This is a genomic window from Bilifractor sp. LCP21S3_F8 (assembly GCF_052117805.1).
Classification (GTDB): Bacteria; Bacillota; Clostridia; order Lachnospirales; family Lachnospiraceae; genus Bilifractor.
In genome coordinates, this window is sequence record NZ_JBQKIK010000009.1 from 40,892 (window position 1) to 61,745 (window position 20,854).

The 20,854-nt window shown below is 50.5% G+C and carries 15 protein-coding genes and 1 riboswitch; of the genes, 6 read left to right on the forward strand and 9 right to left on the reverse strand.

Features of this window, described 5'->3' with window-relative positions:
• Positions 1–223 precede the first annotated feature (223 nt).
• The 3 genes from ACTQ3A_RS06185 (at position 224) to hisC (ending at position 4,419) form a co-directional block, all read left to right on the forward strand.
• Entirely contained in the window at positions 224–1,735 is a 1,512-nt protein-coding gene (locus ACTQ3A_RS06185) for a UxaA family hydrolase (protein ID WP_441494432.1), read from the forward strand.
• A gap of 36 nt (positions 1,736–1,771) precedes the next feature.
• Entirely contained in the window at positions 1,772–3,040 is a 1,269-nt protein-coding gene (locus ACTQ3A_RS06190; protein WP_441494433.1) for an SLC13 family permease, read from the forward strand.
• 308 nt (positions 3,041–3,348) lie between these two features.
• Positions 3,349–4,419: a histidinol-phosphate transaminase gene (gene hisC / locus ACTQ3A_RS06195; protein ID WP_441494434.1), complete on the forward strand. Its 1,071-nt coding sequence runs from the start codon at positions 3,349–3,351 to the stop codon at positions 4,417–4,419.
• Between the two features lie 77 nt (positions 4,420–4,496).
• On the opposite strand, the gene ACTQ3A_RS06200 is transcribed toward hisC, so the two are convergent.
• The 4 genes from ACTQ3A_RS06200 to ACTQ3A_RS06215 form a co-directional block, all read right to left on the reverse strand.
• Positions 4,497–5,939 (reverse strand): TrkH family potassium uptake protein, encoded by a 1,443-nt coding sequence (locus ACTQ3A_RS06200; RefSeq protein WP_441474228.1) that lies wholly within the window; start codon positions 5,937–5,939, stop codon positions 4,497–4,499.
• Positions 5,940–6,205: 266 nt separating this feature from the next.
• Positions 6,206–7,582 (reverse strand): Trk system potassium transporter TrkA, encoded by a 1,377-nt coding sequence (trkA, locus tag ACTQ3A_RS06205; protein WP_441495266.1) that lies wholly within the window; start codon positions 7,580–7,582, stop codon positions 6,206–6,208.
• A gap of 344 nt (positions 7,583–7,926) precedes the next feature.
• On the reverse strand, positions 7,927–8,541 hold the full coding sequence (locus tag ACTQ3A_RS06210; protein ID WP_441494435.1) for an NUDIX hydrolase: 615 nt from the start codon (positions 8,539–8,541) through the stop codon (positions 7,927–7,929).
• A gap of 166 nt (positions 8,542–8,707) precedes the next feature.
• Positions 8,708–9,334: an ECF transporter S component gene (locus tag ACTQ3A_RS06215; protein WP_441474231.1), complete on the reverse strand. Its 627-nt coding sequence runs from the start codon at positions 9,332–9,334 to the stop codon at positions 8,708–8,710.
• 297 nt (positions 9,335–9,631) lie between these two features.
• A riboswitch (FMN riboswitch) is annotated at positions 9,632–9,749 on the reverse strand.
• 267 nt (positions 9,750–10,016) lie between these two features.
• Here ACTQ3A_RS06215 and ACTQ3A_RS06220 point away from each other — a divergent pair.
• On the forward strand, positions 10,017–10,394 hold the full coding sequence (locus tag ACTQ3A_RS06220) for a helix-turn-helix domain-containing protein (protein ID WP_441474232.1): 378 nt from the start codon (positions 10,017–10,019) through the stop codon (positions 10,392–10,394).
• A 182-nt stretch (positions 10,395–10,576) separates the two neighbouring features.
• Here the strand turns inward: ACTQ3A_RS06220 and ACTQ3A_RS06225 are convergent, their stop codons facing one another.
• A complete protein-coding gene (locus ACTQ3A_RS06225) occupies positions 10,577–13,027 on the reverse strand; it encodes an adenosine deaminase (protein WP_441474233.1) in 2,451 nt (816 codons plus the stop codon).
• 24 nt (positions 13,028–13,051) lie between these two features.
• Positions 13,052–14,869 carry an LCP family protein gene (locus tag ACTQ3A_RS06230; RefSeq protein ID WP_441494436.1) on the reverse strand — a complete coding sequence of 606 codons (1,818 nt, stop codon included), beginning with the start codon at positions 14,867–14,869 and terminating at the stop codon, positions 13,052–13,054.
• Positions 14,870–15,476: 607 nt separating this feature from the next.
• Between ACTQ3A_RS06230 and ACTQ3A_RS06235 the strand changes: the two genes are divergently transcribed.
• A complete protein-coding gene (locus ACTQ3A_RS06235) occupies positions 15,477–15,845 on the forward strand; it encodes a RidA family protein (protein WP_441099722.1) in 369 nt (122 codons plus the stop codon).
• A 212-nt stretch (positions 15,846–16,057) separates the two neighbouring features.
• Here the strand turns inward: ACTQ3A_RS06235 and ACTQ3A_RS06240 are convergent, their stop codons facing one another.
• Positions 16,058–16,576, reverse strand: a complete 519-nt coding sequence (locus ACTQ3A_RS06240) for a QueT transporter family protein (RefSeq protein ID WP_441474316.1) — start codon at positions 16,574–16,576, stop codon at positions 16,058–16,060.
• Between the two features lie 461 nt (positions 16,577–17,037).
• On the opposite strand from ACTQ3A_RS06240, the gene ACTQ3A_RS06245 reads away from it, so the two are divergent.
• A complete protein-coding gene (locus ACTQ3A_RS06245) occupies positions 17,038–19,077 on the forward strand; it encodes an NAD(+) synthase (protein ID WP_441474235.1) in 2,040 nt (679 codons plus the stop codon).
• Between the two features lie 216 nt (positions 19,078–19,293).
• On the opposite strand, the gene ACTQ3A_RS06250 is transcribed toward ACTQ3A_RS06245, so the two are convergent.
• Together ACTQ3A_RS06250 and ACTQ3A_RS06255 are read right to left on the reverse strand one after the other, a co-directional pair.
• Entirely contained in the window at positions 19,294–20,028 is a 735-nt protein-coding gene (locus ACTQ3A_RS06250) for a GTP pyrophosphokinase (protein WP_441474236.1), read from the reverse strand.
• Between the two features lie 130 nt (positions 20,029–20,158).
• Positions 20,159–20,812, reverse strand: a complete 654-nt coding sequence (locus tag ACTQ3A_RS06255) for an FKBP-type peptidyl-prolyl cis-trans isomerase (RefSeq protein WP_441474237.1) — start codon at positions 20,810–20,812, stop codon at positions 20,159–20,161.
• Between the last annotated feature and the right edge of the window lie 42 nt (positions 20,813–20,854).

The window sequence follows — 20,854 nt, forward strand, 5'->3', positions numbered from 1 at the left end:
AACCTCCATTTTTCACCATTCGTTGGTTTTCGTCGCTTCTTATTATAAGTTATAACTTATATATATGTAAATATCATTAATTAGATTTAATCTTGTTTCTGTGATATCTTTTCTATCAGAAAACATTCATATGAAATTTTGTATTGCAGCCTATAACAGCGCCGGATTGCTCTGTGCTCCGCACCTCCCGCAATCCTGCCGAAATTTCTGAAAGGAGTCTGAAATGAACGTAAACGCATTGCTGATGGATGAGAATGACAACGTGGTTACATTGGTGAAAAAGGTTTCAAAGGGTGAGGCCGTGATTTTTCAGCGGGGAAAAGAAGCTGTAACGATCTATGCCGCAGAAGATATCCCCTTTTGCCATAAAATCGCGATAAAGGATCTCAAATCCGGTGACGAGGTTCTGAAATATGGCGAAAGCCTCGGCCGGCTCATTGCTGATGTCTCCGCAGGATGCTGGGTGAATGACCAGAACCTGAAAAGTATACTGAGAGATTATAACAGCGAACTCTGTTCGGACGATTTTGTCATGAGTGCCAGACAGTCTCCCCGGTACCCCGGCCTGGAGCCGTTGAAGTTCTGGGGCTACAGACGCGCAGAAGGCCGTCCCGGTATTCGGAATCATATTCTGATCCTTCCGACCTGTGCATGCGGAAGTGAGACAAGCCGGATTGTAGCAAGTCAGGTTCGCGGAGCCGTAAATATCGTATTTAATACCGGCTGCTCTGATGTCGCCGCAAATACGGAAATGTCCCAGAAGGTACTGACCGGTTTTGCCTGCAATCCGAATGTCTATGGAGTTGTCATCATCGGGCTCGGATGCGAAACCGTCGGACATAAGGCACTTGCGGAAAAAATCCGGAAAATGACCTCTAAACCCATCGCTCACTTCGGAATTCAGGACGAAGGCGGCACTCTGAAAACAATTGAAAAGGCGGTACGTGCCGCGAGAGAAATGGCAATGGAAGCCGGTCTCCAGCAGAAGGAACAATTCGATCTATCAGAACTCTTATTGGGAATAGAGTGCGGCGGATCCGACGCGACCTCCGGCATCGCCAGCAATCCATCCGTCGGCGAGCTTTCGGATGAGCTTGTCGATCTCGGCGCGACCACCATCATGTCCGAGTCCATTGAATGGATCGGCGGTGAGCACGTTCTCGCGAAGCGGGCATCTGATTACAGAATCCACAATGACATCATCAATGTCTGTCAGGCATACGAAGAGCATCTGAAAGCCGCAGGGCAGGACTGCAGGGCAGGTCAGCCTACACCGGGCAATAAAGCCGGTGGTCTTTCCACTCTGGATGAAAAGAGCCTGGGATGCATCCGCAAGGGCGGCACCCGTCCGATCACAGAAGTTCTTCCGCAGGCAGTGGCTCCTTCGCAGAAAGGTGCCGTCGTTATGGATACCGCCGGATATGACATCTCATCCGTCACCTCGATGGTAGCGGCGGGCTGCCAGGCTGTGATCTTTACAACCGGCCGCGGAACCCCGACCGGAAATGCCATTGCTCCGGTACTGAAGGTCACCGCGAATGAACAGACCTACCAAAAGATGGAGGACAATATGGATGTCGATCTGTCCGGAATCATCCGCGGGGAGGTCAGCTATCAGCAGGAGGGACACCGCCTTCTCGAAATCATTCACAACATCTGCAATGGCCAGCTTACGAAAGCAGAAGCTTACGGTTTCTCAGATATCGCAGTCGATCACGTCTGCAGATATGTCTGATCAAATCTTATCAATAGAAGTAAAGGGGGATAAAAAATGTCACAGGCTGCTATTACATTGATCATTCTGGTCGTAGCAATTGTGCTTTTCATTTCAGACACTCTCCCGATGGGACTGATTGCTTTCTGCGTTCCGCTGGCACTCTACTTCACCGGGATTATCACAATTGACGACATTTTTTCCAGCGTCATCAACGAAAATGTTCTTCTGATTCTGGGAATGTGCGTGATCGGCGCTGCATTTTTCAAAACGGGACTTGCTTACTCCACCAGCCAGCTTCTTCTGAAGCGGACAAAAAGCCAGCGTGGACTGATGGTCGTAATATTCCTGCTTTCCGGCATTATGTCCGGTTTTGTCTCCAACAGCGGCACTGTAGCGATTCTGATCCCGATCGTCATGGGAATTGCGGGCGGCTCCGGCATCAAGCCAATCAAGCTGCTGATTCCACTTGTCAGCGGCGCAACCATTGGCGCAGACATCTCAATCATCGGCTCTCCGGGAAACCTCATTGCAAAAAATACAATTGAAGAGTTCAGCCATGGATCAATGTCTGTCGGTTTCTTTGAATATGCAAAGCTTGGAATCCCTATGCTCGCAGCAGTGGCCGTCCTCTTCTACTTCCTGGGGGATAAGCTTATTGCCAACCGGGAAGCGGGGAGAACGATGCAGGCCTCTCAGGATTACAGCTCAATTCCCAGATGGAAACGCACCCTCACTCTGGTCGTGATGATTCTCACTATCATCGGAATGGTGGCAAAGGATTATCTCTCCTTCCTGCCTCCTATCCACGTAACCGCCTGCTGCGGTGCTGTTATCCTTGTCCTCTTCAGAGTACTCACGGAAAAAGAAGCTTTTCAGTCCTTTGAGATCCGAACCGTTTTCATGCTGGCATTCATGATGCCCCTCGGCAATGCAATGAATGAAACGGGCGCAGGAAAAATGATCGCAGATGCCGTAATATCACTGACAGGACATTCCAGTCCCATGATTCTGATGGCTACCATCTGGCTTCTGACCTGGGTGCTCACTCAGGTAATGAGCAATACGGCCGCCTGCACCTTGCTCTGCCCCATCGGATGGAGCATTGCGGAAGCGCTCGGTGCGGATCCCCGGGCAGTTGTCATTGCCGTATTTATCGCGAGCAGCATCGCTGTCTGCACACCGATGGCAATTCCTGCCAATTCCATGATCATCGATCCGGGAAATGTTCAGTTTAGGGATTTCATAAAGCCGGGGCTTGCCGTCAGTCTGGTTTGTTTCGTGATCAGCATGATTCTGCTGCCCATTTTTTATCCATTTTACTAAAAAATACCGTCCAATAATAAATATGGGCAAAACCCATCGCCGTAATCGGTCCCGGATCCTGCTTACAGCTTCCGGGACCGAGTCAAAAAACATCGTTCTTTCGGCAAAAACTCACCAGCAGTGGAATTTATCATGCTAATGCATTAAACTATGTATTGATCTTTCCCTCTTGAAATGTCATAATCAATAAGAATTAATAAACAGCAGGTGACACCATCATCCATGGTCGTTTACCTGCTGTATCACATATGCATTCCGGAATTATGCAAAATGAATACGATAAATACAATGGAAAAGAGGATGATGTCATGTCAAAGTGGGAGAATAATGTACGCAGAGTAGTCCCCTATGTAGCCGGTGAGCAGCCGAAGAACCAGCCGGATATGGTGAAACTGAACACAAACGAGAATCCTTACCCGCCGTCGCCGAAGGTCGCCGAGGCTTTGCAAAAAATCTCCATCGACGACATGCGTCTGTATCCCGACCCGGCGGCGGCAGACCTTGTAAACGCTATCGCAGAACAGTATCAGGTAAAGCCTTCTCAGGTTTTCGTCGGCGTCGGCTCTGATGATGTGCTCGCGATGGCCTTTCAAACATATTTTAACTCTGACAAGCCGATCCTGTTCCCGGACATCACCTATTCCTTCTACGATGTCTGGGCAGACTGTTTCCGCATCCCCTACAAGCAGATCCCGCTGGATGAAAACTTTGCGATCAATCCGGCGGATTACGCGCAGGAAAACGGCGGAATTGTCTTCCCGAACCCGAATGCCCCGACCGGTCTTGCTCTCTCCCTCGATGTAATTGAGGAGATTCTCAGGGCGAATCCCGACGTAGTCGTAATCGTCGATGAAGCCTACGTCGATTTCGGAGCGGAATCTGCTCTTTCCCTTCTCGGCCGTTATGAAAATCTGCTCGTTGTGCAGACCTTCTCCAAGTCCCGCGCACTCGCCGGCATGCGCATCGGCTACGCGATCGGAAATGAAAAACTCATCAGCTACTTGCAGGATGTAAAATACTCCTTCAACTCCTATACGATGAACCGCACCTCTATCGCTCTAGGCGTCGCAGCTATGGAAGACGAGGCATATCATCAGCAGATTGTACAGAAAATAGTGGAAACAAGAGAATGGTCCAAAGAGGAACTGAAAAAGCGCGGTTTCCACTTTGCAGATTCCTCCTCGAACTTTATTTTTGCAAGACATGAAACAATCCCCGCAAAGGAATTGTTCGAAGCGCTTCGCGAAAAGCATATCTATGTAAGATACTTCAATAAACCCAGAATTGACAACTATCTCCGCATCACCATCGGAACCCGGGAACAGATGCAGAAGCTGTTTGATTTTCTTGACCGGTATATCACTGCGAAATCGGTCTGACACACTTAACCGGCACACAGTGACAGATCTGCCTGCTGCTCTTAACCGGCCTGCTGCTCCTGACGGACACGCTTCCGTCAGGAGCATTTTTTCCACGTCTTCGGATAGAACATGATCAGAACCGGAAGAAGCTCCAGACGTCCCGCCAGCATATCAAAGATCAGAATAATCTTCGAGAAGCAGCTGTATCGCGAAAAGTTCCCGGTCGGTCCGACCACGGAGAATCCCGGACCGATATTATTCAGCGTCGCAGCAACAGCTGACATGTTCGTCTCAAAATCGAAACCGTCAACCGAGATCAGCAGGATCGACAGCCCGAAGATCAGAAAATAGGTCGTGAGAAAGATGTACAGAGATCGCAGTGTCCTGCTTCCCACCGGCGCGCCGTCCATACGCACCTTTTTTACACTTCTCGGGTGAACCAGCTGATACAGCTCAAGGAACATGGATTTCACCGCGACAATGAGACGGCTGACCTTGATTCCTCCTCCGGTACTTCCGGCGCAGGCTCCACAGATCATCAGAAGGAACAGAATCGTCTTCGAGAACGACGGCCATTTGTCAAAATCCGCCGTTGCGAATCCTGTGGTCGTGATAATCGTCGCGACCTGAAAAAACGCATGCTTCAGCGCAATCCACACGGAGGAATAAAGATGCGCGATGTTGATCGTAATCGCCGCTCCTGACGCAAGAATAATCGCAAAATATCCCCTCACCTCTTCCATATTCACGGCATCCTTCGGGTGACGAATCAGCATCAGATAATAAAAGGTGAAGTTTACGCCGAACGCCAGCATCGCAATCGTCAGAATCCACTGCTGCAGGGAAGTGTAATCCGCGCAGCTCGAATTCAAAATCGCGAATCCTCCGGTACCGGCTGCTCCGAATGACAGACACACTGCGTCAAACCAGTGCATCCGGGCGATCAGCAGGGCGGCAATTGTGCCCAGCGTCATGAAAAGATAAATCCGGTACAGCGTCCTCGCGTTATTTCGCACCTGCGGAACAAATTTCGAGACCTCATAACCGGGACTCTCCGCCTTCATGAGGTTCATGTGCGAACCTCCGCGGCTCGGAATAAGCATCAGCAGAAATACAAGGACTCCCATACCGCCGATCCAGTGCGTAAAGCTGCGCCAGAACAGCGATGCATGGCAGAGTGCCTCAACATCTGTCAGAATAGAGGAACCGGTAGTCGTAAAACCGGAGACCGTCTCAAATACCGCATCGACATACCCCGGTATCTCACCGGTCAGCACAAAGGGAATGCCGCCGTATGCACTGATCAGAAGCCAGGAAAGTCCGACCGATACATAACCTTCCCTGGTATAGATCTGCATGTTCTTCGGCTTCCGTCTCGAGAAAATCTCACCAACAGCAATGGCGATTCCGGCCAGCATCAGGTAGATTATTCCCTGCTGTTCCTGGTAAATCACAGAGATAACAAAGGGTGCGAGGAGCAGAAAGCCCTCAATCTTCAATACCCACGAAAGCACCCATCCAATTACAGGATAATTCATTTCTATATCCGCCTCATTTATTCACAGGATTACATATTGTTCAGACACCCGCAACGCATCCTCTCGTAACAAATACACCTCCGAAGCGTATTTATCCTACAAATGTCATCCATCCGCAGCGTATTTATCTCATTACAAATGTCGTCCATCCGCAGCGTATTTATCTCATTACAAATGTCATCCATCCGCAGCGTATTTATCTCATTACAAATGTCATCCATCCGCAACGAATTGGTCCACAGCCGGCCTCAGTTCTTTGGACCCGCTTATTTCGCGATAATGTCTGAAATTTCGTCAAAACCACTGTGCGTCGTTACGATAATCACATGATCGTCCGCCTGGAACATGTCCTGTCCGCCCGGAATGATCAGCCGCCCCTTTCGCAGGATGCCTGCGATCAGAACATTTGTCTTCATTGGCATATCGTTGAGCGGAATCCCGACCAGCTTCGAGTTCTGCTGAATCCGGAATCCCATAGCCTCCACTCTTCCGTTCATCAGACGGTACAGCGTCTCCATGTTGCTGTCCAGACTATTGTTCGCCGCACGGACATATTGGATAATCCGCTGCGTAGTCAGAAGCTTCGGGTTCACCACACTGTCCAGCTGAAGGGAATCAATGACCTCATTGAAATCCACATGATTGACTTTCGTGATCACCTTTTTTCTGACTTTCTCCTGTGCAAAGAGTGAAAGAATCGCATTGACCTCATCGATTCCGGTGCAGGCCACAAAGGCATCTGTGTTCTCCAGATTCTCCTCCATGAGAATTTCCTGATCGCTTCCATCTGCACAGTCAATATTTGCCTGCGGGAAGATATCGTTGAGTTCCGAGCACCTCTTTGGATTTTTCTCAATGATCTTGACGTCAATTCCGTTTTTCAGAAGAATCTTCGTCAGATAATAGGAAATCTCGCCTCCTCCGATGATGGTGCAGTTCTTAACCCGGTTCGTAGGAACGCTGATTTTCCGGAAAAAGGCGTTCGCCTCCAGCGGTTCCAGGATTACCGTCAGAACATCTCCGGCTGCCGGTGTAAAATCACCGTTCGGTATCACGATTTCGTTGCCTCTCTGGGCAATGCAGATCAGCATGCTGTAATCAAATCTCTGTGACACTTCCTTCAGCGGAGATCCGATAATGGACGACCCCGCCGGCACCTTAAACCGCATCAGACTGATCCTGTCTCCTGCAAAGCTGTCGATCTCAACGGCGCTCGGGTACTGCATCAGATGTGCCATTTCCCTTGCCGCCTCCAGCTCGGGATTGATCGTCATGGACAGATGCAGTTCGCTTCTCAGGAAGCTGCTCTCCTCGGAGTAAACCGGATTCCGCACTCTCGCAATCGTATAGCAATCAGCCTTCTGCCTTGCGATCACACAGACCAGAAGATTGACCTCGTCACTTTCTGTAACCGCAATCACCATGTCCGTGTGTTCCAGATCCGCCTCGCACAGAACATTGTAGCTCGTTCCGTTACCGGTAATTCCCATGACATCATAGATGGTTGAGACATCCCGCACAACCTGCGCATTTGTATCTACAACTGTTATGTTGTGCCTTTCCTTGGACAGCTGCGCTACCAGCGTCCTTCCAACCTTACCGCAGCCGACAACGATTATCTGCATGCCAACTTCCTCTCTCATCAACGGCTTATTTCAGCCCTTCTCCAGGAAACGTCCGCATGCCCGCTGCCTTACCATCTCCGCAGCACTGCCGGGAATTCAGATTTCGCGATAACACGTTTCCTGTCATATTTCACAGAAAAAACACAATTAGTGATTATAACACGCTGCTCACGTTCTTACAACAGACGTATTTCAGTTCCTGTTTCAGCCGTCTCCGGTGTGCCGCGCTTTCAATTCGCTGTCGTCCGGCTTACCGTCTGTCTCCCGCCTGCCATTTAACCATTTCGCAGTTTTTCTTTCAGCCGTCTCCGGTGTGCCGCGCTTTCATTCTGAAATCCGTCCCTCAACCCGCTCCGGCTCCATCATCCCTTCAGGAAGTCAAACGCGTCACCGGAATCATTATGAATGAAATACATCAGATGATAAGCACAGTTCAGTGCCACACGCTCCTCCTTCAGAATGCGTCTGCATTCTTCCCGGTCCGCAAGAACAACCTCGATCTCCTCACTCTCTTCCATAAAACGGCCGCTGATCTCACCGTCCGCATAGCCGTAGACCGTCGCACAGGCTTCATCTGTCATACCTACCGTTGTGTATCTGGGCTCCTCATACATTCTATCCGCATCTACCGGAGTGAGCGTAAGCCCTGTCTCCTCGTGGAGCTCACGCACAGCAGCCGCGCGAAAGCTCTCCCCCTTCTCGACCAGACCCGCCGGCAGCTCATATACATAATCATCCACCGGATACCGGTACTGGCGGATCAGAACCACCCGATCCTTCTTCTCGCCGTAAAGGCTGTAAATAATCACACCGTCCGCGTTGTTTTTTCTCGTACGGATCTTCAGCTCATCCTCGTTTTTCGCCCGCGATGCAACCATGTAGTGGCTCTCATGTCCCTTTTTGTTGTGTCCGTCCACCTCAAACATGTTCACAAACCGGTTATCTGTCAGCTGCGTAATCTCATCTATTGTCGCCATATCTGAACCCTCCCTGATGCTGTAATTATACCCTTTCCCCTTCTGTTTTCCAATACATCAGTTGAAGCCGCCGCACCTGCCATATACAGCAGACGGGGCCGCCGCACCTGCCATACGGCATGTGCAGCGGCCCCGTCTGTCACGCGGTCAATAATCGAAAATCCAATCAGTTTCTTCCCTTAAGAAGCGGAGACAGGCGCTTGTAGATCAGGAAGGTGATCACCACATCGATCATTCCCTTTATAAAGGTGAACGGCATGTTGAATACCACAAGGCTCTGGAAGATACTCTTCACACCCGGGAAAATCGCCTGATACGCAGCCAGGATGGTCTCTTCCGGCATGAAATTGTAATATACCGGGTAGACAACCGCGAAGTTGAAGGGAACGGAAACCACCGCCATAGCGATTGCGCCGATGAACGATGCAAGGATAGCTCCCTTCTTGGTCTTGCTGCGCTTGTAGATAACTCCTGCGACACCGGTGAATACTGCTCCGAGAACGAAGTTGCAGAGCTCACCGACCGCAAACGATCCGGAGAACAGACAGTGGATCAGGTTCTTGATGAGCTCGATCAGAATACCGCATACCGGCCCCATCGCAAAGGCTCCGAGCAGAGCCGGGAGATCAGAGAAATCCAGCTTGACAAAGGACGGCATAAGCGGTGCCGGTATCTCAATCAGCTGAAGAATAAACGCGATTGCGGAAAGGATTCCGGTCACCGCAATGTAGTGCACGGTTACGTTTTGTCTCCTGGTTTCACTTGTTACTGCTGTGTTTGTTGTGTCTGCCATAGCTATCTCCTCTTTTCTGTTTGTGCGTTCCGCATTCTGCGGATCCGCAGACTAGAGAGATCTTCCCTGCGTGCACCGGAACGAAACAGCCGCCCTCTGCACACAACGAGATAAAACACGCTGCGCGAGTTTTATCTCGCTATCGCGACGCTCGCCGCACACGAATACTTCGCATTCGGCTGCGGCTCACTGTTCGCGTAAAAAAAGCCCGTATCCTTAGAGATACGGGCGAATCAGCATCATTATCGATTACTTCTCCTGCAGCTCTGATCCTGCTGCTTCCGAAGTAAGGAATGGTAGCATCTTCTTTCATCCAGACTATACTGTTGGTACCGGAGTTTCACCGGTTCGACTGCAATGGCAGGTCGCGGACTTTACCGCCAGTGGGGATTCTCACCCCGCCCTGAAGATCTCCTGTTTTTATTTACGAAACAATGTTAACGCAAGCCGATCTAAAAATCAATAGCAAAATCACTTTTTCAATCAATTGCAATCCATGTCTGAATGATGCTCAAAATAAACTTTCCAGCTCGATATGAAATCCAATTCTCGTGCAGCAAATCCGTGCAGGACACAAAATTATCACAGAAAGTTCATTTGTATACTAACTATAGTTAATATAGAATATAGGTTGTTGAAAATGACACCTATTCCACATAGACAGACAAGGAGCATTCCTCAGATGGAAAATTTAAAAACAGACAGACAGCAGACAGACAGCCAGGTGAATAATTGCGATTTTAATTTTAAGGGTCTGGGTGAAGCTATCAAAAAGCTGCGAATTGAAAAGGGACTGACACAGAATGAGGTCGCTACAGAACTTCATGTGACCCCCGGCTATATCAGCAATGTAGAGAACAGCCGAACTGCTATGTCGATTAAAGTCCTGTGCTACTTCGCGAACATCTGCGATATCACGGTTGATGAGATTCTCGGACGGACTATTCCCGAGTACCGGGGAACCTCCCTCGACAACAAATTGAACGCAGAGATTCATTCTATGTCAGAAGATGAGAAGGAAAAACTTCTCGCGACAATCGCAATCTGGAAGAAGAAATAAATTTTACAAAGGAGTAAATCCCACTCAGTATTAGCGAGATAAAACACGCTGCGCGAGTTTTATCTCGCTATCGCGACGCTCGCCGCACACGAATACTTCGCATTCGGCTGCGGCTCACTGTTCGCGTAAATAAAAGGAAGCCGACAAATACCGGTTTCTCAGCATTTGTCGACTTTCATCTGCTAATTCAGATAACCGCTCACCTGATCCGCGAGCGGTTTTTTGCTGTTGAAAAACCGGACATAGCCCTCCAGGGAGGATGCCTTCTCCCGCAGGGTTCTGGATTTTTCCCAGATAAAGATACCGGCCTTTCCCTTTCCGTTCTTTGCCTCCTGGATCATGTTCTCACCAGCGGAATTCCCGTCAAAGCCGATCAGAAGCGACGGCCGTCTCTCGAAGATCTCATAGTTAAAGCTCTTATAAATGCCCATGCTCTCGCTTTCCGTCGACACGCGAATGCGGACTCCCGCCTCCTCGAGCTGCCGGCACTCCCCACGGGTAACCAGCGACGGAACGAACGAATAAATCAGAAATCCCTTCTCGTTGTGTTCCAGAAGATATTTCTCATATCCCCGGAGACGGTTGCCGATGACAAAAAATACCTCCTCCGGATTCAAGCTCTCAAGCAGCGCGTCCAGCTGTCTGCATCCCTCTTCTGTGATCCTGGTCGCGCGCTTTTCGGAATTGAAGCTTCCGCCCATCAGAATGATCGGAAGTCTGTCCCAGGGAAGCTCACGGATGCTGTCTTTCAGTTCCGTATTCGCGTCCACCCTGTGATTCCGGCGAAGCCTGAGTCCTCCGCTCCCTGCCTCGGCCTCTTCCATTTTTTCCAGAAGCACATCCTCCAGATCTCTGCCCGCCAGAATCTGATGAAGCTCGATTTTTTTCCTGGAATAGGATTCCTGTCCCTCCCGGATGATCTCGGTCTCGGTCTGCTTCATGCTCATCATCTCGTCCGGCGTCAGCTCCAGCAGTTTTTCAAGGGAGAGCTGCTCATCAATCGAGTTCGTTCCATAGAGCGCGGCGCCGTCCGTACCCTGTACGCAGCGGATGCCGGCCGCCAGATACTGACGGAGCGGATGGTTCTCCAGAGCGTTCAGGTTGTTCAGCCGCACATTGGACGTTAGCTGGAATTCGAGAACAATGTTGTTCTCGATCAGAGCCTTCATGACCTCCCTGCCCTTTTTCGTCTTCAGACTGTACGTATAAAGGCCGTGACCCAGCCGGACCCTTGGCATCTTCTGCCCGGGCTCCAGAGAATCCTTCACGCATTCGATGCTGTGCGCGATATTATCCTTCTGGCTGTCGTTTTCGCCCGCATGGATCCGGATCACAAAATCCGGGACCTTCTTCGTGATCTTGACAATCTCCCGGAACATCGGTTTCAGCGTGATAATGTCATTAATCTCCTCTCCGACAAAATCACAGCCCGCCACGTAGGGATCAAGCGCAACTGCCTGAAGCACATTCAGATTCCGGATGAGGTAATCCTCCGGCGTCACCTGGTCCTTGACGATGGTCAGCGGGATTCTCCGTATCGCGGCGAGGAACCGGATCATGACCCCGGTCTCCCGGTAAATCTTCGGCATGATCTCATGCACTTCCTGCAGCATCTCCAGGGACTCGTATTTTTTTACCAGTGTGGTGTCACTGATCTCCGCGTAGCAGATTCCCTGCCTGCGATAGCTTCTGGCAATCCACAGGAGGTCATCCTGAAAGACTGTATTCCGGTGATAGTCCGGATTTTCTCCGTCCTTCCTCATCTGAATCAGCGCAGCCAGCACGTCCTTGTCCGGGATCTGATGAACGCCGGAGAGCTCCATCTTCTCCTCGCTCTCCTTCCCCTTGGTAAAAATATAACGGTACAGATATACTTTTTCCAGATTGGTGAAGACCGCCTGTCCGTCCTTCAGAATCGCGAGGGACGTCCGGATCTTCACAATATTCTGCTCCGCGTGATCCAGATTGTTCAGAATCAGGTCCGCGAAATTGATCACCGTATTGTCGTTGATCTTCCGGTCAAGGTATTTGCCCTTCAGATCCGAGCTGGAAAACTGCCTTGCGACCTTCGCCCGCTGTGCCGACAGTCTCTCTTCCTGCTCCTGTGTCAGCTCGAGATTCAGCTTCCGGATGTAGTAAAGCGGATACTGGATCTGGTGGTAGATACCGAGGGCAATCAGAATGTCCGGCGACAGATTTCCGTTCATATGCGTGTGAAGATCCGCACGGAATTTATATTCCCTGCGGATGTAGGTCTTGAAAATCGTTTTTGAGATGTCGAAGCGGTAATCCCGGGTCTGACTCATCAGCGTCTTGGCGATGGAAGGAATGGAAGCCTTCATCTCAACTCTTCCGTCCGGATAGATATTCGCGACCTTGGTGTTCCCGAGGCGGAAAATATAGACCTCCTCATTCGCCGCATCAATGTAGCACGGAACCTCACCGCGAATGACCAGAAGTCCCCGTTCATTCTCGCAGAGCGGAAGCTCACAGAGCTTTGCCAGATTCCGTATAAGGTTTCCGGAATGATGATTCGGCGTCTCCAGTTCATAGCAGAGTCTTCCCAGGTCGCGATAAAGATTTACAATGATATCCTTCTCATTGTCCAGAAAAAAGCAGGTGAAATATGTCATAGGTTCTTCCTTATTTACAGATCATCAGCCGGCTGCGCCATTTCCGTAATATGATGCATCGGAATATCCGGAACCATCATCCGCGCTGTAGTTCGTCCCGTAGCCGGTTCCGCTTTCGTCCTGCCCGGAAGTTCCGGAATTATTCGTATTGTATGTATTATCGCCGTATGTGTTGTATGTATTATCGCCGTATGTGGCATCTCCGTATGTCACAGATCCGTTTGTACTGTCGGTTCCGTTATTATAGGTACCGCTGCCACTGTAGTCCCCGCCGTACCCCGAATCGGTATAACCATTGCTTCCATCGCTCTCCGAAGCATAACCGTCATCAGTGCTGTAAGCCGAACTGTCGCTGGAGACGTCCGTGTCAGAATAAGCAGACGAGGAGGCGACCTCCTCCAGCTTCTCATCCAGATCGTCCGGTAATGCCTTTCCGTAGAGATAGTTCTGGAGATAAGCGCTGTTCAGATACAGATTGGGAACAAGCACAGACATCCCTTCGATCTGTCCCTCGGTGTAGGTCCCGTCCACCGGAATACGGTATGTCTCGATTGTGGTGATATGATTCACTGACAGAGTCTTCACGTAGCTCAGCAACTCGCTGTTCTTCAGATCCGTTGTGATGCATGGAAAAATCTTGGACGCGAGAGACAGGAGCTTCGTGGCACTGAGATTCTGCACCTTCTTATAAGCTGCCATGATCACCTTTTTCTGTCTCTCGGTTCTGTCCCAGTCGGAATTTCCAACATAACGCATTCTGGCATAGCAGAGAACCTGCTTTGGCTTCAGCGTGTTGACGCCTTCCTTCAGTCCCCACGCCTCGTTTACCTCCGCATTGTCATCCGCGGATCCGAGCCCTTCATTCGCATTCATATATGTAGCTTCGTCGTAGGTCAGCTCGATATCCAGATCACCGACCTCCGTGAGCGCCTCGAGGAAGCCGTCAAAATCGACCTCTACGTTTCCATCGATATCCACGCCGAAATTCTGTTCTATGGTCTTGTCCAGGAGCTCCATTCCTCCCAGCGCGTAGGCCGCATTCAGTTTATTCGCCTGATATCCGGGAATCTGTACATACATATCCCTCATCAGAGTAACCAGCTTGATTTTCTTCTCCTTTGTGTTGATGCTGCAAAGGATCATGGAATCGGAACGCTGCCCGCTCTCTCCGGATCTCGCGTCCTGTCCGATCAGCAGGAGGTTTTTGACGTCATTATCCTTCATGACGTCAATATCGCTGGTATCGCCCCAGTCGATGTCACTTGCTGTCAGGGTGTCGTTTGCCTTGTCTCCGTCAGCATCGAAGGTCTCCACAGCACCTGCGGAATTCATCGAAGCGGATACATGGTTGATCTTGCCCAGCAGTCCCTGCAGATACACCGCCGTCATCAGGCCTCCGGCGATGACAAGCGCCATCACAAAGGTGAGAACCGTAACCACACGCTTCTTTTTTCTGCGCTTTCCGGCTCCCTGTGTTCTCCTCCGGGCTGTATTCTCCCACAGGTCACTTTCCGGGTCTTCTCTCCGGCCGGAACTTTTCGTGACCTTGTTCTGGCGGGAGTTATGATCCGCGCGTCCCGAGGTCTTTTTTCTGTCCTTCTTCCCTGTACGGCTGCCGGAGTAAGATCTCGCGTACCGGTCCAGGTCCAGATCCAGATAAGACTCCGCATCATCGTCCGGAGCTTCCTCTCCATATTCGTCGTACTCATCCGGATATCCGGGGGTGTATCTCGTCTCCCAACCGGAATCATAATTACGCTCCGGCCGCCCGGAATCATGGTTTTCTCCCGAATGCCTGCGTGAATATCCGCCGGAATTCTCATTTGAATGCTTAGAAGCCATAATCATCACCTTTAACAAACTGTATCGATAAGTGTATATAACCTTTAAATAGTACCACAAAAATGTTAAAAACCAAATAAAATTTATCTAAAACCGGCAGACATGCGTCCCTTTCCCCTGTCTCCGCCCCGAAAAGCCCCGGAAGAATTGTCGTTAATGTGCAGAAAATACAAGTATTTATTCATTTTCGTTCTTTTCAGAATGAGAAAATGCAATTTATCTTTCGTTTTTAAGTTCTGATGTTCTTTCCATTGTAGTGTAAGCCGCTTTAATCTGTTTTATTCCGCTTCATAAGCAGCCTGCATCCATTTTATTCCACTTTATAAGCGGACTGCATCTGTTTTATTTCACTTCATAAGCGGACTGCATCCGTTTTTATTCCACCCACCACGATATCCGGATTCATCTTGTATTCACTCTTTTCGTGACTTATAATGCATGGTATAAGTCCGGCTGCGATATTTCTGATCCGCGGAGAGTCAACACAACGAGATCCAATAAACCAATATCATTTGTGGAGCAGCGTATTGCATGACGGTAACTTACTTCAATTGTGACAGATAACCTTACCTGCATAATTTATCTGCATAACAAAGGAGAGAACACTATGAAGACAATCGCAACATCCAATGCACCCGCTGCAATCGGTCCATACTCTCAGGCGATTGAGAGCAATGGTTTCATCTTCTGTTCCGGACAGATTCCGGTAGATCCCGCCACTGGCAATATTCCGGAAGGCATCGAAGCTCAGGCGGAGCAGAGCTGCAAAAACGTCGAGGCAATCCTTCAGGCAGCCGGATCCGGCGCGGACAAGGTAGTCAAAACCACCTGTTTCCTCGCTGATATCGCTGATTTTGCCCGCTTCAATGAGGTTTACGCGAAGCACTTCATCTCCAAGCCGGCCCGCAGCTGTACTGCCGTAAAGGATCTCCCGAAGGGAGTGCTCTGTGAGATTGAGGCTATCGCAGAGCGCTGATCAACGTGAAAAATGCTTAGTATCTCCCATAATCAAAGCATCGCTCCCTGCGGTGCCTTGCATTGAAAAGAAAGCCCACGGTTCAGGTTTAGAACCGTGGGCTTCCTTTATATTTGTGCAAACCGTGAATCGCTTCCGCGAACTCTGAAGCATTTACACGAATCACAGAACTGCTTCCAGACGAAAACGCACAGACGCAGCAAGTGCTGTTTTCATTTCGCGGCTTTGGCTTTGTCCTCAAAACGACTTGTCTTGAAGATAACCTCTTTATATCTCTTCAGAATCGAATACAGCAGAACACCGAATACGCCGCATCCAACCACCTCTCCGATTCCGACCGTCAGCATCATGAACGAAATCGGAAGATTCACGCCATAGGCAAACCGAAGCACAAACGGCACGATGATCGTATTCGCCACAATCGGCGGAAGGGTGCAGAGCACCGGATTTCTTCTACGAAGAAGCCGCGTTCCAACAGCTCCGATCAGCGTCGCAATGCTTCCAAAGATAATGTCCGGAAGAACAGCGCCTCCGGCAATGTTGCCGATCAGACATCCGACAAACAGTCCAGGTATCGCAGCCGGGGTGAAGACCGGAAGGATCGTCAGTGCCTCCGCGATACGGATCTGCACCTGGCCGAAGGAAAATGCGGAAAAGACATATGTCAGAACAACATATATCGCCGCGATCATCGCCGCCTGTGTCAGGGAAAGAATCCGGTTGTGTTCCATTCTTCCGCTCACCGTGCCATCGTGTGCCGCATGGATCTGACCTGTGCGGACATTTCCTGCTTGCGTCTGACCCGCGCATTCCTGTCCCGAATGGACATTTCCTGCTTGCGTCCCGTCCGCAGCGGCCTGTGCCGCTTCTCTGAATCCTGCCCTACTGAACTTCGTCTCGTTTTCTTTCATTATTATATTCTCCTTTAGTTTTGTTTATTACGTCAGGAAGGTCTCGAACTGACGCTGCTGAACCTGAATCAGCCCTTGCATTTTATCACAGCTTCCTCATAAGATGAAGAGGAAAGATCAACATTGCAAAAAAAAATGGTATGTATAATAATATCCATGTAATAGTCTTCGTGAAATTTTTTATATGCCAATCCTAAAAAAATTATTTTGATTCACTGGCAGGACGGGCTGATCAGTAGGAAAAAAGTTAGAAGAGAAGCCGATAAACAGGGAGGTTAACGATGAAAGACGGATTTATCAAAGTTGCTGCAGGAACACCGGATGTAACCGTTGGTGACTGCGTTGCCAATGCGGATGCGATCCTGGCACAGATCAGAGAAATGGAGAAGGCGCACGCGAAGATCATGGTGTTTCCGGAGCTCTGCATCACCGGATATACATGCCATGATCTGTTTCTGCAGGATCTCCTGATCGCAGAGGCAAGAAGACAGCTGAACCGGATCCTTCATGAAACGGAAAAGACCGATGCATTGATCTTCGTGGGCCTTCCGTGGGAGCTTCGCGGAAAGCTGTACAACGTGGCCGCCGTTCTGAACCGCGGCCGTCTCCTCGGCCTCGTCCCTAAGAAAAATCTGCCGACCTATAATGAGTTCTATGAGCGCCGGCAGTTCACGCCCGGACACGAAACCGTCGAGTGGCTTGGCTCGATGGTCCCCTTTGGCATGAATCTTCTCTTCTACTGCGAGGAAATTCCACGGCTGAAGGTCGCTGCGGAGCTCTGTGAGGACCTGTGGGTTCCCTGTCCTCCCAGCATCTCCCATGCAGCCTGCGGGGCAACGGTGATTGCTAACCTGTCCGCGAGCAACGAAATGATCGGAAAGGACACCTACCGGAAAAATCTGGTCTCACAGCAGTCGGCCAGCCTGATCTGCGGATACATCTACGCCTCCGCCGGTGAAGGGGAATCCACACAGGATCTGGTCTTCGGCGGCCACAATATCATCGCGGAGAACGGAACCATTCTGGCGGAATCCAGACGTTTCCGCAACGGTATCATCTATTCTGAGATAGACGTCAGCCGTCTCACGGCGGAGCGCCGCAGAACCAGCACCTACCCCGATTTTGAGACTGCGTCCGCCTATGGTGCTCAGGACGGGGCCTCCCTCGGAAAAACGGCAGTGCTCTCCAGTGCCATGCCTGTCGGAGCCTCCGGCTGGGTGCTCGGCAATCATGTCTGCATCCCCTTCCAGCTCCGGGAAGAGCAGACCCCGCTGACCCGCGCCTTTGCTCCGCATCCCTTTGTTCCGGAGGATCCGGCTACAAGGAACCAGCGCTGCGAGGAAATCCTGACCATACAGGCCATGGGGCTCAAGAAAAGGCTCCACCACATCCACGCATCGCACGCCGTGATCGGCATTTCCGGAGGTCTCGATTCCACGCTCGCCCTTCTGGTAACCGTTAAGGCATTCGACATGCTGAACCTTCCAAGGGAGGGCATCATCGCCGTCACCATGCCCTGCTTCGGCACTACTGACCGGACCTACCGGAATGCCTGCACCTTAATACGCGAGCTCGGCGTCACCTTCCGGGAAATCCGTCTCAACGAGTCAGTGACCCTGCACTTCCGCGACATCGGTCACGACATGAGCGTACATGACGTCACCTATGAGAACGGTCAGGCGAGAGAGCGGACGCAGGTACTCATGGACGTCGCCAACCAGGCCGGAGGAATCGTGATCGGAACCGGCGACCTCTCCGAGCTTGCCCTTGGGTGGGCCACCTACAACGGAGATCATATGTCGATGTACGCCGTGAACTGCTCCGTCCCCAAGACTCTTGTCCGTCATCTGGTCCGCTACTACGCGGACACCTGCGGCGAGGAAAAGCTCTCCTCCATCCTGCTTGATATCCTGGACACTCCGGTAAGCCCAGAGCTTCTGCCACCGGAAAACGGCGTGATCTCCCAGAAAACTGAGGATCTCGTCGGGCCATATGAGCTCCACGACTTCTTCCTGTATTATATGCTGCGTGCGGAATTCACACCCTCGAAGATCTATCGGATCGCCAATCGCACCTTTGCGGGAAAATATACCGATACCACAATCCTCAAATGGCTGAAGAACTTCTACCGGAGATTTTTCTCCCAGCAGTTCAAACGTTCCTGCCTGCCGGACGGCCCGAAGGTCGGTTCCGTCGCCCTCTCCCCGCGGGGTGATCTCCGCATGCCAAGCGACGCCAGCGCCCGGATCTGGCTGGATGAAATCGACGCTCTCTGTATCCCGGAGGAAAGCCTGGAACAATCTGTGAAAACCCACAATTAACCCGCTTGATCAGTCAGCCGGGTTGATGTTCCGGGCATCCATCCGCCATCCCGGATCGATTTTGCAGTGATACACAACAACCGGAACACTATCAGAGCAGATAATGTTCCGGTTGTTTTCGTTTTTTGGGTTGTTTTCGTTTTTTGGGTTGTCTTTGTTTTTTACGTTGTCTTCGGCCCTTTCGGTTCTCTTTGGTCCTTTCGTTATTTGGGCTTGTTACGATTTGCCATTCTGGAAGCTCTGGACTTTGTCGTAGACCCCCTGCATAGTCTGATCCAGCTCGGCGGTTACCCTTGAGCACTCCGTAAGTCCCGCGGACAAAGCCTTCATCTGTTCGTCGGAGAGCTTCTTTTTATAGCGAAGCTTATGCTCCAGACTTGCCCAGAAGTCCATCGCTATGGTGCGCAGCTGCACCTCTGCGCGCATCATTTTCTTGCCTTCTTCCGTGAAGATCGGAACCTCCACGATCAGGTGCAGGCTGCGGTATCCGCTGGGCTTCGGATCCTTGATGTAGTCCTTCCGTTCAATCAGTGTGATATCATCCTGCTCCAGAAATTTATCCGCCAGCATATAGATATCGTTCTGGAACGAGCAGATCACCCGGATTCCCGCAATGTCATCCAGATTCTCCTGTATAGAATCGATACTCAGAGGAAGATTTCTGGCGTGCAGCTTCCGCACAATGCTCTCCGGACTCTTGACCCTCGTCCGGATCGATTCAATCGGGTTCGCGTCATATTTTACCGAAAAACGCTCATTCAGAACCTTGAACTTCGTCTCAATCTCCATGCAGGCGCACTGGTAGTCCGCGAACATTCGCCGCATCGGCTCCATCTCCGCGTCCGCAAGGTCCAGGAACGCATCAAAGCTGATTCCACCGGCGGGGAACAGATTTCGTATCTCCTCCGGCACCGCCATTAACTTCATAATCTGTGAATCCAAATCACCCATAAAATCCCCCACTTCAAAATACCGGTAATTCTCCGCTATTGGTACACTTCGTTATTGATACACTCCATTATTGAACACTTCGCTATTGGTACACTCTGTTATTGAAACACTTCACTATTGAAACACTCCGTTATTGATAAACTCCGTTAATGGTAACCGTAAATGTAACCTCCTGTCCATTCAGATCCGAAACGCCGTAGTCCTCCGGGAAGGTTACCTGGATATCAAAGGTTTCCCCGACCTTGTGTCCCTCAACCTGATCCTCAAAGCCATCGATATATGTGCCGGATCCCAGAGTCAGATCGGTTCCTGCTCCGTTTGTGCTTCCGCCGTCAAATGCCTTTCCATTCAGATATCCCGTATAATCGATATTTACGGTATCGCCCTTCTGTACAACCGTTCCCTCCGTCGTATTCAGCGTTTCCTTCGAAGAAGCCGTTGCGGAGGAAGAAGCCCCTGCCGATGCTGTATCCTGTGATGTTGTCCCTGTTGATGCTGAGCTGTCGGAAGATGCAGCAGTTGTATCCCCTGTACCAGCCGCATTTCCGGTGCTGTCGGTGTTGATTGTGGTTACAATGTCCCCGGACGAAGACGAGACGCTGGAGCCATCTGCCTCCTTGCCGCCGAACAGACCACTGGTGGCAATGATTCCAATGGCAACGACTGCAATCACCGCAATCACGATTACAATCGGAAACACCTTCTTCGCCTTCTGCTTTCTCACTTCCGCTTCTCTCTGCTGCGCCCGGCGCTCCTGCGCCATTTTTCGATTTTCTTTTTTCATAAAAAATGCCCTCTCAATTGTTTGAATGATACAAACAATTAT